The sequence below is a fragment of the Vibrio sp. STUT-A11 genome, from assembly GCF_026000435.1.
Classification (GTDB): Bacteria; Pseudomonadota; Gammaproteobacteria; order Enterobacterales; family Vibrionaceae; genus Vibrio.
In genome coordinates this window covers 280,969-294,880 of sequence record NZ_AP026763.1, presented here as the reverse complement: position 1 = coordinate 294,880, position 13,912 = coordinate 280,969, and the positions used below count along the sequence as shown (strand labels likewise).

General features: G+C 46.8%; 15 protein-coding genes. 8 read left to right on the top strand and 7 right to left on the bottom strand.

What is annotated here, in order from left to right; genetic code table 11:
* Positions 1-82 precede the first annotated feature (82 nt).
* Positions 83-865, bottom strand: a complete 783-nt coding sequence (gene fkpA, locus OO774_RS01410) for an FKBP-type peptidyl-prolyl cis-trans isomerase (protein WP_264904094.1) — start codon at positions 863-865, stop codon at positions 83-85.
* A 128-nt stretch (positions 866-993) separates the two neighbouring features.
* Here fkpA and OO774_RS01405 point away from each other — a divergent pair, with 128 nt between their 5' ends.
* Positions 994-1,980, top strand: a complete 987-nt coding sequence (locus OO774_RS01405) for a hypothetical protein (RefSeq protein ID WP_264906034.1) — start codon at positions 994-996, stop codon at positions 1,978-1,980.
* Positions 1,977-2,204, top strand: a complete 228-nt coding sequence (locus OO774_RS01400) for a SlyX family protein (protein WP_264904092.1) — start codon at positions 1,977-1,979, stop codon at positions 2,202-2,204. Before OO774_RS01405 ends, OO774_RS01400 begins: the two co-directional genes overlap by 4 nt.
* 248 nt (positions 2,205-2,452) lie before the next feature.
* Here OO774_RS01400 and OO774_RS01395 read toward each other — a convergent pair whose 3' ends face one another.
* From OO774_RS01395 to kefG, 5 genes are all read right to left on the bottom strand, one after another.
* Positions 2,453-3,394: an isoaspartyl peptidase/L-asparaginase gene (locus tag OO774_RS01395; RefSeq protein ID WP_264904090.1), complete on the bottom strand. Its 942-nt coding sequence runs from the start codon at positions 3,392-3,394 to the stop codon at positions 2,453-2,455.
* 115 nt (positions 3,395-3,509) lie between these two features.
* On the bottom strand, positions 3,510-4,055 hold the full coding sequence (gene slyD, locus OO774_RS01390) for a peptidylprolyl isomerase (RefSeq protein WP_264904089.1): 546 nt from the start codon (positions 4,053-4,055) through the stop codon (positions 3,510-3,512).
* Positions 4,056-4,147: 92 nt separating this feature from the next.
* Positions 4,148-4,348, bottom strand: a complete 201-nt coding sequence (locus OO774_RS01385) for a YheV family putative zinc ribbon protein (protein WP_014233181.1) — start codon at positions 4,346-4,348, stop codon at positions 4,148-4,150.
* Positions 4,349-4,381: 33 nt separating this feature from the next.
* Positions 4,382-6,178, bottom strand: a complete 1,797-nt coding sequence (kefB, locus tag OO774_RS01380) for a glutathione-regulated potassium-efflux system protein KefB (protein ID WP_264904087.1) — start codon at positions 6,176-6,178, stop codon at positions 4,382-4,384.
* Positions 6,162-6,758, bottom strand: coding sequence for a glutathione-regulated potassium-efflux system ancillary protein KefG (kefG, locus tag OO774_RS01375; protein ID WP_264904086.1), 597 nt, complete (start codon positions 6,756-6,758; stop codon positions 6,162-6,164). Before kefG ends, kefB begins: the two co-directional genes overlap by 17 nt.
* A gap of 175 nt (positions 6,759-6,933) precedes the next feature.
* Between kefG and OO774_RS01370 the strand changes: the two genes are divergently transcribed.
* From OO774_RS01370 to crp, 6 genes are all read left to right on the top strand, one after another.
* A complete protein-coding gene (locus tag OO774_RS01370) occupies positions 6,934-8,853 on the top strand; it encodes an ABC transporter ATP-binding protein (protein WP_264904085.1) in 1,920 nt (639 codons plus the stop codon).
* Positions 8,850-9,338, top strand: a complete 489-nt coding sequence (locus tag OO774_RS01365) for a TIGR02444 family protein (RefSeq protein WP_264904084.1) — start codon at positions 8,850-8,852, stop codon at positions 9,336-9,338. Before OO774_RS01370 ends, OO774_RS01365 begins: the two co-directional genes overlap by 4 nt.
* 168 nt (positions 9,339-9,506) lie before the next feature.
* Positions 9,507-10,514: a hydrolase gene (locus tag OO774_RS01360; protein ID WP_264904082.1), complete on the top strand. Its 1,008-nt coding sequence runs from the start codon at positions 9,507-9,509 to the stop codon at positions 10,512-10,514.
* An 86-nt stretch (positions 10,515-10,600) separates the two neighbouring features.
* Complete coding sequence (locus OO774_RS01355; RefSeq protein WP_176292282.1) at positions 10,601-10,813, top strand: YheU family protein; 213 nt, start codon at positions 10,601-10,603, stop codon at positions 10,811-10,813.
* A gap of 136 nt (positions 10,814-10,949) precedes the next feature.
* A complete protein-coding gene (locus OO774_RS01350) occupies positions 10,950-11,819 on the top strand; it encodes a phosphoribulokinase (RefSeq protein ID WP_014233188.1) in 870 nt (289 codons plus the stop codon).
* Between the two features lie 240 nt (positions 11,820-12,059).
* On the top strand, positions 12,060-12,692 hold the full coding sequence (crp, locus tag OO774_RS01345) for a cAMP-activated global transcriptional regulator CRP (RefSeq protein WP_005381432.1): 633 nt from the start codon (positions 12,060-12,062) through the stop codon (positions 12,690-12,692).
* A gap of 117 nt (positions 12,693-12,809) precedes the next feature.
* On the opposite strand, the gene OO774_RS01340 is transcribed toward crp, so the two are convergent.
* On the bottom strand, positions 12,810-13,601 hold the full coding sequence (locus OO774_RS01340; RefSeq protein WP_264904074.1) for a DUF1338 domain-containing protein: 792 nt from the start codon (positions 13,599-13,601) through the stop codon (positions 12,810-12,812).
* Positions 13,602-13,912 lie beyond the last annotated feature (311 nt).

The window sequence follows — 13,912 nt, the reverse complement described above, 5'->3', positions numbered from 1 at the left end:
GCAAACTCTCCAACTAGTGACCTAGAACAAAAAAGGCCCGTTAAACGGACCTTTTTCAATAACTTAGTCTGAGTTGTTCTGATTACTCAGCTTTATCATTCTCTACTTTTAGCAGCTCAACTTCGAATACTAGCGTTGAGTTAGCAGGAATGCTCGGCGTGTCTTGGTCACCGTAAGCTAGCTCTGGCGGGATAACGAACTTGAATTTAGAACCCACTGGCATTAGCTGAACGCCTTCTGTCCAACCCGGGATAACACGATTTAGCGGGAACGTTGCTGGCTCGCCACGATCGTAAGAGCTGTCGAACTGAGTACCATCAGTCAGTGTCCCTTTGTAGTGAACCTGTACGGTGTCAGTATCTTTTGGCTTCTCGCCTTCTGCAGGCGTCATCACTTGATAAAGCAAGCCAGATTCCGTTTTCACTACGCCTTCTTGCTTCTCAAACTCAGCGCGGAAATCATCGCCAGCTTTCTTAGCTGCAGCCGATTTCTCAGCCGCTTGCGCTTGCATCTTGTCTGCTACACGCTTATCCAGAGATTCTAGCGCTGCGCGAGTTTCTTCTTCATTTAGCTCAGCGTTGCCTTTGAATACATCTTCAATACCTTTAAGAACAAGGTCTTTGTTTAGGTCGATGCCGATTTCGCTTGGTTTCTCGATGCTAGTGCTTAGGTAGTTAGCAAATGAAACGCCAATTGCGTACGCCGCTTTGTCATCGTCGGTTTTAAAGTGAACTGCTTTGCCAGTTTCTGCTTGAACTTGCTCAGCTTGAGGTGCAGCTTCTTCTGCTTTTGTTTCTTCTTTCTGACAGCCTACCGCTAGCATTACTGTTGCAGCAAGTAGCGACACTTTTAAAACTGATTTCATTAAATTCTCCCAATAATGGCTTAGCCATTGGTTGTTGTGCACAATTCTTCTATGAGACTAGTGAAGACAATCGTTATACCAATATACTAGCTATATGTCTTAAGACACAAACTGGATTATTAGATGTGATGCAAAGAATTTCTCATTTATTCCTATATTTAATTGTCATCACCACGTTAAATGGTTGCTTTTTTACCGAACATGAGGTGCAACGCTGGCCCCTTGAACCGCAAGGGTCAACCAGTTTTGCACTGAGCCGAGATGGCCGATTCGCCCTACTCTACTCTCATGTGGATCACTTGATATTGTGGGACCTTGAGCAAAATGAACAGTTAGCTAATCTGGGCGAACTGGATGCTGATGCGAATGTCGTTTCCCACATTCGCATCTCAGACAATGGTCGTTATGCGGTGACCGCTGGTCAGATGAACTTTGCTGTCTGGGATCTCGGTTGGACACAAGCTAAAGGGCTTTGGTCAATTTCAGATGCTTTGATTCGCGACATTGCTCTCACCAGCGATGGTGAACAAGTGCTGCTTGGCCTTTCAAACGGTAAAGCGATTTATGTCAACTTAGTCACCGGGCGTCGTTTGGAGTTCCTTGCTCATCAAGAAAAAGTCAACACAGTGGCGATATCTCCCAATGGCCGGTTTGCGTTGACCGGTGGAAATGACTATAAAGCCTTTCTCTGGGATACCGAATCAGGCCAGATTCTGCGCACCTTTGAACATGAACAACGAGTGGTGCGAGTAGCTTTGCAACGCGACGGGAAACTGGCGATGAGCTCGGATGGCGGCAACCAAGCCATTATCTGGAATTTAGAGACTGGTGAAAAAGTGTCAGAGTTGAGCAGTTGGTCCCGTCAACTGATATTCTCCACCGCAAGGTTCTCTGATAACGGCTCGCAACTGGTCACTGGCAGCCCATCCGGTCGCGTGTCCGTGTGGGATACTCAAAGCGGTAAACGGGTTGATGGATTTGAAGTCGAGCCGAAAAAAGATACTCGCCCTCCTCGTGCGGTCGTGTATGATGCTGCCTTTGATTCCAAACAACGTGTAATTACTGCCACTTCTGCAGGTATCGCCCAGGCTTGGCAGCTAGAGAACGGATCATGACAGAAAAACTTATTCAGCAACTGGAAGCGCGCGTTAATGACCTTGAGTGTCAGGCTGCGTTCCAAGAACAGACGATTGAAGATCTGAACGCCGCATTATCTCAGCAGCAATTGCTGATTACTAAGATGCAAGATCAGATGAAATACGTGGTAGGCAAAGTGAAAAATATGGATTCATCAAATATGGAAGATCCAGCCAATGAGCCACCACCACCACACTACTAATACTTAATCATAAATTTTCAGTCCCCTACGTCATTCCGAGGAGCATAAGCGACATCAGGAATCTACTACCTGCACACTATGAGCAGAAATTCGCACCTTGAACACTGACACTCTCGGTAAGTAGATCCTGAATCACGCTCCTTCGTCGCTCTTCAGGATGACGGGGACTTTTAGTATGACGCTCGCCCGTTAAGCGAGCGGATTTAAGCCCTAGTCTGGGCTTTGTTCTTTGTGCTCTATTCCAAAGGCTATTCATCCGCATAGATTTTTACACTCAACTCGCCTTGAGTGTTGATGCCCGCCCGGTACATGCCGGAACTGTTCATCGCAAAATGCAGTTCTCCCTCGGCATCAATAGCAATCAAACCACCTTCCCCACCCATGGCTTTCAGATCGCCCTGAATCACGGCCTCACACGCAGTATGTACATCTTCTTTGAGATAGCGTATCCGAGCCGCCACATCTTCTGCGACGCGTTTACGAATAAAGAACTCGCCCATGCCCGTGGTAGAAACCGCAACCACACCGTTTTCAGCCACGGTTCCACAGCCGATCAGCGCTGAATCACCAATCCGACCGTATTTTTTGTTCGTCACTCCACCAGTGCTGGTCGCCGCCGCTAAGTTACCATGCTGATCCAAAGCAACCGCACCGACCGTTCCGTGTTTACGATCATCCGGAAAACGAGACTCAGAAAGCGCAAACTCCCCTTTCTCTCGCATCGAGATCAACTGTTCGTAACGTCGGTCGGTAAAGAAGTAATCTTGTTCGGTATATTGGTGTCCATGCTCAAAGGCAAAGATTTCAGCCCCCTCGCCAACCAGTAAAACATGATCGCTCTTTTGCATCACATCACCAGCCAGCTCAATAGGATTTTTAATATGCCTTACGCCCGCCACCGCACCAGCAGCCAAATTGCTGCCATCCATGATCGAAGCGTCCATCTCAACCATTTCATTGTGGGTTAACACTGACCCTTTACCAGCATTGAAGTGAGGGGAGTCTTCCAGCACTTTTACTGCTGCAACGACCGCATCAAGTGACGCTCCGCCCTTCGCCAACATCTGATGACCCGCTTTGGCCGCATTTTCCAAATCCGTCAAAATAGCCTGTTGCAGTGAATCATTCATTTGTTCACGCAATATCGTGCCCGCACCACCATGGATGGCAATGGAAAATGGTTTGTTCATAACGTTCCTAACGGCTGAATTAACTAGCCAGTACTAAACCTCAGATAAACAAAAAGCGCAAGTTGACGATCAACTTGCGCTTTTTATTCAGAATCTAGAAAGTGTTAACTGCGAATTAGTGAGAACCGCAGCTACCGCCACCACAACAGCCGCCTTCATGATCGTGGTCGTGATCATGGTCATGACCACAGCTGCCACCTTGGTGGATGTGACCGTGTTCGATCTCTTCTGCCGTTGCTTCGCGAGTTGCTACCACTTCAACTTCAAACGTCAGTGTTTGACCAGCAAGCATGTGGTTACCATCCACAACTACTTCTTCGCCGTCTACTTCTGTTACTTCTACAGGGATTGGACCTTGGTCAGTATCCGCTAGGAAACGCATACCCACTTCAATTTGATCAACACCCTGGAAAACTTCTGCAGGAACGCGTTGAACAAGCGCATCGTTGTGCTCGCCGTAAGCATCTTCAGGAGCTACAGTTGCAGAGAACTTGTCGCCTGCCACTTTGCCTTCAAGTTCTTTTTCAAGACCTGTGATTAGGTTGTTGTGACCGTGAAGGTAATCAAGAGGTGCTTCAGTCGTTGATTGATCAACAACAACACCGTCTTCCAACATTACTTTATATGCAAGGCTTGCAACAACGTTCTTTTCGATTTTCATACTAACTCCAGAGAGATTAATTGACTTAACCTGAACGGGGTTAAGTACTGAGTTGATAGGGTGTATTATGGGGATCTATTATCGAAGTTCAATTACTCCGGCTTAAAAATCCCAATCATTTCCTGCCCTGAGTGTTTATTTTTCTCTACAGATTGCGGTTTACGCTGCTCTGTATAATCACACTCAACGCACTCTACCAACTCAATGTTGTTCTCTATCCACCAGCGTAGGGTATCTTGCTGGCTGCACTGTGGACAACTTGCACCAGCAATAAAACGTTTTTTAATTTTCACGCTATTTCCTTATCCTGAACCTAAGTTCAAGTACTACTTCCAATGATTGGGCGACTGATGATCGCTTTCCATTTCACGACCAAAAATTTCTTCCAACTCTTTACGAGCTTCTTTCGCTCTTTGAGCGAGTTTCTTATCTTCACTGTGTTGAGGCAGTAAGTCTTTAAGCATAGCATTATCTAACTTACGAAAATGTGCTTCTGCCCGCTTTGCTTGATATGGGTGCATACCGAGTTCTACAAGCGTCTGGCGACCAAGGTCCAGTGCCCCTAAGAAGGTTTCACGCGAGTAATTTTGCACACCATGGCTCATCAGTTGGTAGGCTTCAACCCGGCTTCGGGCACGAGCAAGCAATTTGAGTTTGGGAAAATGTGCCCGGCAGATGTCAACAATCGCCATGACTTCATCTGGCGAATCAGTACAAATCACCAGCGCTTCCGCTTTATCCGCGCCTGCTGCACGCAGCAAATCGATCTGGGTTGCATCGCCATAAAACACTTTGTAACCATATTTACGTAGCAGATGAATTTGGCTCGCATCACTTTCTAAGACGGTCACTTTAATTTTGTTGGCATACATTAAGCGCCCGACGACCTGACCGAAACGACCAAACCCTGCGATGATTACCCGTGGACGGCGGTCGATCACATTACTGGTGACACTTTCCTCTTCTTGGTTAAGCGTGTGAGCAAACCACTTCTTCTGCCCCATCAACAGTAGAGGCGTGGTCACCATTGATAAGCTGACCACAACCAACAAAAAAGCGACCTGTTGTTGGGATAAAATACCTTCCTGACTTGCAGCGGTAAAAATAACGAAGGCAAATTCACCGCCCTGGCTCAAGATGGCCGCCATACGGCTACGTGCTTTTGTTCTCACTCGAGCAGCACGCGCCAGTGCGTAAAGAGCCAACCCTTTCACTGATACCAACGCCACAACCGCAGCGAGGATCTCTAAGGGTTGTAGCGCCAGTAAGCCAAGGTTCACCGCCATTCCAACCGCGATAAAAAACAATCCGAGCAGCAAACCTTTGAAAGGCTCGATAGCTATCTCTAACTCATGACGATATTCACTTTCCGCCAGTAGTACACCAGCCAGAAAGGTGCCAAGCGCCATCGATAAGCCCAGCTTCTGCATCACAACCGAAATGCCCAGAACAACCAATAAAGCTGCAACGGTAAATAGCTCACGCACGCCACTCATGACGACGAACCGAAACAAAGGGCGTAGCAAGAAGTGGCCTCCAATCAGCAATGCAATCACACTGCCCAGCACCGTCAATACATCCAACCAATCACCGCCTGTCTGCCCACCTGCTAAAAGGGGCAATATCGCCAACATCGGGATGACGGCAATATCCTGAAACAGAAGAACGGCAAAGCCTGACTGCCCCGTTTCCGTGCCATTCAGCCCTTGCTCTTCAATCACTCTCAGAGCAATAGCGGTTGAAGACAGCGCCAGTCCCATCCCAATCACCAAGCTCACTTGCATGCTCAGCCCGAACAAACTGACAATACTGCCGATAACAAATGTGGTCACCACAACCTGTGCGCCACCTAGTCCTAGAATCGGCCCTCGCATCTGCCACAATTTTTTGGGGTTCAATTCGAGGCCAATTAAGAACAGTAGCAATACCACCCCGAGCTCAGCAAAGTGCAAAATGGCATCTACATCACTGATCAGCCCTAACCCCCATGGGCCAATCAAGACACCGGCTAACAGGTAGCCCAGCACTGATCCCAACCCGAATCGCTGCGCGAGAGGCACAGCGATAACAGCGGCGGAAAGGAACACCACACTGCTTTGAAGAAACTCACTGGTGACTGCCATGCTGAACTCCCTGTTCGTTTGCTGCGTTCCAGTCTTTCAAAGGATCACCCAACCATCGACGATACTGCTCTGCATGCTCATAACGCTCAATATCGGAGACATTTCGTGACCAATACAGAACCAGTGGTTCCAGCCAATGCATTTGACACAGTGCCGCAGTCAACTCAAATGGCTGAAGAATCTGCTCTAACGGATATTTGTTGTAGCCTTTAGTACTGAATGCTTCCTCTTTGCCGCCCGTGGTGATCACGCTGCGCCAGTATTTCCCTTTCAGAGCGCAACCATCGCCAAACGCAAAGCCTTTACCAAGCACGCGATCCAACCACTCTTTTAACAAAGCAGGACAGGAGTACATATAAAGAGGATGATGAAATACGATCACATCATGTTCCTTTAAGAGATCATGCTCGTTGTTAACATCGATAAAGAAGTCCGGATAAGCACCATACAAATCGTGCACCGTTACATGATCAAGTGATTGAACTCTCTTTATCATCACTTGATTGGCAATGGATTTATCTGGCTCTGGGTGAGCATAGATAACCAGAACTCTTGGGGGAATAGACGCTGTTACAGCCAAATGGTCGTCCTTGTGGTCATTTTTATCCGTTATCAAATTGTTATACGTTTTTGTGCAGCATAATGCAATTCGTGCTCAGAGATCGACTTTTAGTGCCAATACCCCTACTATTCACCGCTAGATACATACCTTAGTAACAAAGCAACGCGCACTGCGCAAAGTGAATGACGACTCTATGATTACCTTTTCTGATATTCAGTTACTGCGTGGCGGTAAACCTCTTTTAGATCAAGCTTCTGCGACTATCCACCCCGGAGATAAAGTCGGTCTAGTTGGCAAAAATGGCTGTGGTAAATCCACCCTGTTCGCCTTATTAAAAGATGAACTGTCGATTGATGCTGGTTCATTCAGCCAACCACAGCACTGGGAACTTGCTTGGGTAGCACAGGAAACACCCGCTCTGGAGCGCAGTGCATTAGAGTATGTCATAGATGGCGATCGTGAGTTCCGTGACCTTGAAAAGCAACTTTCCGCCGCTGAAGAGCAAGATAACGGTACTCTGGTCGCTGAAATTCACGGCAAAATCGAAACCATTGGTGGTTATAGCATTCGCGCCCGAGCTGCAGAGTTGCTTGACGGCTTAGGGTTCAGTCAGGAACAGATGAGCTGGAGTCTGACTCAGTTTTCCGGTGGCTGGCGTATGCGTCTCAACCTCGCTCAAGCACTGCTTTGTCGCTCTGATTTACTGCTGCTCGATGAGCCAACTAACCACCTGGATTTAGATGCGGTAATGTGGTTGGAACGCTGGCTACAAAACTACCCGGGCACGTTAATTCTGATTTCGCACGACCGTGATTTCCTTGATCCTATCGTTGGTCGCATCATTCACATCGAAAATCAGCAGCTGAATGAATACACCGGTAACTACTCGTCATTCGAAAACCAGCGTGCGCAAAAAATGATTCTTCAGCAAGCGATGTTCGAGAAGCAGCAAAAGCAGATGTCGCACATGCAAAGCTACATCGACCGATTCCGCTACAAAGCGTCCAAAGCACGTCAGGCGCAGAGCCGAATTAAGGCACTGGAACGCATGGAGAAAGTACTACCAGCGCAGTTCGATAACCCATTCAGCTTTGAATTCCGTCAACCTGCCGCTTTACCAAATCCAATCATGATGATGGATGATGTCTCGGCAGGCTACGATGACAACTTAATTCTGGAGAAAATCCGCCTTAACCTAGTCCCTGGCAGCCGTATCGGTCTACTTGGTCGCAATGGTGCAGGTAAATCAACGCTGATCAAACTGCTTTCTGGCGAGCTCAAAGCCCAAGGCGGCGACCTGACCTATTCACAAGGCGTGAAGATTGGCTACTTCGCTCAGCACCAGCTTGAAACGCTGCACCCTGAAGAAACGCCACTACAGCACTTAATGCAAATCGCACCGAATCAAACCGAACAACAGTTACGTGATTACTTGGGTAGTTTTGGCTTCCAGGGCGATAAAGCGCTGGAAAAAGTCGCGCCATTCTCGGGTGGTGAAAAAGCACGTTTGGTATTGGCATTGATTGTTTGGCAAAAACCGAACCTATTACTGCTCGATGAGCCAACCAACCACTTAGACTTAGACATGCGTCAAGCATTGACTTTTGCACTGCAAACGTTTGAAGGCGCCATGGTGATTGTCTCGCACGACCGCTATCTGCTACGCGCCACCACAGATGACTTGTACCTCGTCCACGACCGCCAGGTGGCCCCATTTGATGGCGACTTAAATGACTACTATAAATGGTTAACAGAGCAACAAAAAGTTGAGCGTAAAGAGGCACAGGCATCACAACCGGCGAAAGACACCGCCAATAGCGCCGTTGCGAAGAAAGAGCAGAAACGCCGCGAAGCCGAATTTCGTAAACAAACGGCACCAATTCGCAAAACGCTGACACAATTAGAAAATAAAATGGATAAGTTGGGAGCAGCACTAGCAAAAGCTGAAGAACAATTGGCGGATAACTCTCTGTATGAAGCCGAAAATAAAGCTAAACTAAATGAAGTGTTAGCGCTTCAATCGTCGAGCAAATCAGAGCTCGAAGAAGTAGAAATGGAATGGATGTCAGCTCAGGAAGAACTTGAGCAGATGGAGCTAGAGTTTAATCAATGACAAATAAGCACGCAGAATACCCCCTTACCTTAGAGCACCTATGGCAATTCAGTTTGCAGTTTTATGGCGTGCGGGAAGTAAAAGAAGCGTGCCTATCACTACAAAACAATTATCACGGCAACGTGAATCTACTACTGCTGCTCCGATGGCTCGACGAGCAGCAGCTTATTTTCCAAGAGAAAGACTGGCATTTAGTTCAAAGCTGTCTGGGCCGAAGCGAGACCTTGCTGCACTCTTTTCGCGATCTGCGACGCCACCTCAAATCTCAGGTCAACGACGCATTGTATCGTGAAACTCTGCAGTTTGAGCTGCAGCTAGAGAAACAGCAACAATCCGACTTAGTCGACTGTATTAACTCACTCAGCCTGATCAAAAACGACGGCGATCCTCTCACGCTCAGATATTGCCGCCAGTTGGGCGGTGAACATCTACAACAAGCTTTTGCTATCCCAGTGCCAAATATTCACCCGCCAAAGCATTCATAAATTGTATTACACAACGTGAAATGCTGGTTCCTTGAACTAGCGCCGGTGACAACACTCTGAATCCTGCATCTTGAAGTCATTTAGGTATAAAGTACCTATAATATTTATAAAGGATTATATTAATAAGTTCTCCCATGGATGTTGGAGGGCGCATAAGAGCAGTTAGGTATGACACAATTTTTAGCAGCCGCTGGGATGAAAAACCCACACCTCCAGACCCTTCTACCACGCTTTATTCGTAAAAAAGCGTTGTTTTCCCCTGTCTGGCAAACGCTGGATACCACGGATGGCGATTTTCTTGATCTCGCCTGGAGTGAAGATCCAAACAAAGAAACCACTCAGCACAAACCTATTTTTATCCTGTTTCACGGCCTGGAAGGCTGCTTCTACAGCCCGTATGCCAACGGATTGATGAACGCATTTGCTCAGTCTGGCTGGCTTTCAGTGATGATGCACTTTCGTGGCTGTAGCGGGAAACCAAACAAAAAAGCCCGCGCTTATCACTCAGGAGAAGTGACAGACGCTCGCTTTTTCCTTGAACATCTTGAAAGGCAATTTCCGGACAACCCTAAAGTTGCCATTGGCATTTCCTTAGGGGGAAATATGCTGGCAAACTACTTAGCGCAATACCAAGATAACCCGATATTGAAAGCGGCAACCATTGTGTCGGCGCCTCTCGACTTAGCGGCTTGCGCTAACCGCATTGAACAGGGATTTTCCAAGGTTTACCGCCGATATTTACTTTCATCATTAAAGCGGAACGCCTTACAAAAGCACACGTTACTCCATGGAGAGCTGGCACTCTCTTACAATTCAATCAAGCGTGTCACTCGCTTACAAGAGTTCGACGATTTGATCACAGCACCTCTGCATGGGTTTAAAGATGCGCAGGACTATTACACCCAATGCTCTGGGCTGAGCAAGTTACAACAGATCAAACTGCCCACGCTGATCATTCACGCTAAGGATGACCCATTTATGACCGATGCGGTTATCCCTAAGTTTGTCCTGCCTGCCAATATTGACTATCGCCTGTATGAACACGGCGGGCATGTTGGTTTTATCTCAGGGTCTGCATTAAAGCCAAAGTTTTGGCTCGAAGAAGCGCTGCCATCCTATTACGAGAGTATCGCTGCTGATCATCTTTCTGCTGTATCAAAACGTAAGACACAGTAGACTTGGAGAGGTTGGCCTTTAGAACTGATTTTTTGCTGCAAAGGTCGACATATCCTACCCACTCGTCATAAAATTTTGAGGTATTGATGATCATTCCTTGGCAAGACATTGCGCCAGAAACACTGGAAAACCTGATTCGTGAATTTGTTCTGCGTGAAGGAACAGATTACGGCACGCTGGAAGTATCTCTGCAAGATAAGATCGATCAGGTGAAATCGCAGCTAGAGAAAGGCGAAGCGGTTATCGTGTATTCCGAACTGCATGAAACTGTGGATATTCAATTAAAAGCAAAGTATTAAACCATTTCCCCAAGCCCTTCACATTTTACCGTACCCCACCCGATGACAAGCCGTAGTTACGTGCTATAGTGGACTATCACTTGTGCAGTAGATGCCTGCTGCACTTAAAGGAAAGTAATTTTCGACAAGGTTTGTCATGTCAGCTAAACACCCAATTATTGCAGTTACCGGCTCATCCGGAGCCGGCACGACCACTACATCTGAAGCCTTCCGTAAGATGTTCAATATGATGAACGTCAAACCAGCTTGGGTTGAAGGTGACAGCTTCCATCGCTTTACCCGCCCGGAAATGGATATCGAAATTCGTAAAGCGCGCGAGCAAGGCAGACACATCAGCTACTTTGGTCCTCAGGCGAATGACTTTCCTGGCTTGGAAAAGTTTTTCCGCCAATATGGTGAGGAAGGCACTGGCAGCATACGCCGTTATCTACACACCTTTGATGAAGCGGTACCGTACAACCAGATGCCAGGCACTTTCACACCGTGGCAAGACCTACCAGACAACAGCGACGTACTCTTCTATGAAGGGCTGCACGGTGGCGTGGTCGATGGTGAAGTGAACGTATCACAACATGTCGATTTTCTGATTGGCATGGTACCGATTGTGAACCTGGAGTGGATCCAAAAATTCGTCCGGGATACGCGTGACCGCGGCCACTCAAGAGAGGCCGTCATGGACTCCATCGTACGCTCGATGGATGACTATCTGAATTACATTACTCCGCAGTTTTCACGTACTCATATCAACTTTCAGCGCGTGCCAACCGTGGATACATCGAACCCACTCAATGCGAAAGGCATCCCGAGTCTGGATGAAAGCTTTGTGGTCATCCGACTACGTGGGATCAAGAATGTCGACTTCCCTTACCTGTTGGCCATGATTGACGGTTCGTTTATGTCACGTCACAACACGATAGTCGTGCCGGGCGGTAAGATGAGTTTTGCAATGGAGCTGATCGTGAGGCCTATCCTACAACAACTGATAGAAACAGGAAAAATTGGCTAAAAATCTCGCTTTCGGAGTGTTTACTTTTCATACCGTGATCATGTGCACAGTTTTGCGTACAAAATAGCAACCATGGCACGATTAAAATCAAGAAATCATCCTAGAAAAAGGATACTATTTCTTACCGAAACACAAGATAGCTTGCAGCATATAAAAAGTGCTCTTATTCTAGTAAGCCTGATTCAGGCTTAGCTAAAATATGGATAGCGCAAGCGTACCCTGCAGAGGAAGTGAGATATTATGGTTCTAGGTAAACCTCAAACCGACCCGACATTAGAGTGGTTTCTTTCACACTGTCACATTCATAAGTACCCTTCAAAGAGCACGCTGATTCACGCTGGTGAAAAAGCTGAAACCTTATACTACATCGTTAAAGGTTCTGTTGCGGTTCTTATCAAAGACGAAGAAGGTAAGGAAATGATCCTTTCTTACCTAAACCAAGGTGACTTTATTGGTGAACTTGGTCTATTCGAGGAAGACCAAGAGCGTACAGCTTGGGTTCGAGCTAAATCTCCTTGTGAAGTTGCTGAGATTTCTTTCAAGAAATTCCGTCAGCTTATCCAAGTAAACCCAGACATCCTAATGCGTCTTTCTGCGCAGATGGCTCGTCGCCTTCAAGTAACCAGCCAAAAAGTGGGTGACCTAGCGTTCCTAGACGTAACTGGTCGTATCGCTCAGACGCTTCTGAACCTTGCAAAACAACCAGACGCGATGACTCACCCAGATGGCATGCAAATCAAGATCACTCGTCAAGAAATCGGTCAAATTGTTGGCTGTTCTCGTGAGACAGTTGGTCGTATCTTGAAGATGCTAGAAGAGCAGAATCTAATCTCTGCGCACGGTAAAACTATCGTCGTTTACGGTACTCGTTAATCTCTGATTCGAGTAGTGTAAAGAAAATAATAAAGCCACCAATGGCAGCATTGGTGGCTTTTTCTATTCAGGCCAGGGTTCGAGCTATGCTCTCAGGAATCGAGTTAACGACATGGATTAGCCATTCGTGCTTTCAAAAATTTTGTCTGCCGATGCTGCAACAAAGCCTGGGTAAAGCTCACCATTGTCCATTGGGTAACGCTTAGCGAATTCGTAGAATCCACCCGGAATGTTCTCAGAGCCTTCAGTAAAGTTAACCGGCACTTTATCTGCCATAGTTGAAGACTGTTCTAACAGGACTTCAGGCGAGCCTTTCACTTCGCCACCCGACTCGTTAATCACAAATCCAGCTTGGCGTAAGTGATCGTTCACTTGCTTCACTTCATCATGCTGATTCAGTTGATTTACGCTGACCGTGAAGTGGTTAGCGCCGTATCCATGAGCCGCCAGCCAGGACGCGTATTCACTCTCTTTTTCCAAAACCTGGTAATCTGCAAAACTAAGATCCCATAAGCGGCCGCCATATAAAAATGCGCTATCTGCGAGTTTATCTGTATCCACTTGTGCTGCCAGTTTAGAAACAATCGCTTGTAACTCTGGCGAACACTCTTCTACTTTGAGCTCACTGATGAACACTTTAGGCTGTTTTTGGTCTGGGTGCTCGTAGTGCTTAGCGACAAGCTTTTTGCTTTCAAATACATAGTCACCACACGCCTTGTAACCAATCGCTAAAAATGGCTTAGCCAGCGTCTCAATGCCAAGAGGCTCAACATTGAATGTGCGCAGTGCAATATGGTCGTTAATCAAAGGCTCATCTTCTTGAAGAAGTTGATGAACTTTAGCAGCAGAGGGGCAAAGACGCTGAATATAGTCTTGCCATAACGATTGGAATAACACATCAGGGGTCATAACGGCTCCTTGTTACGAGATGTAGGGTAAGAATGTTGGCGGCTCGTTCACAGCCCTAATACCAATCACAGTAAGTAAGAGAACATAAATAACGTAGGAAAAACGTTTGAGAACAAGGCAGAATTTTCGATAAGTAGTTACTCTACAATCAAAAATTCTAACGCAGTTATCGAGCGTTTTAACAAGTTAGAATGGTCAGTTATTTACTACGATTGGTATAACTCTGTCCAGAATAATGAACGAGCAGCCTAACCTGTGATGAAGTATCAGTCAGTCGCACACCCATTTTTTAATTATTTTCATGCTGACCT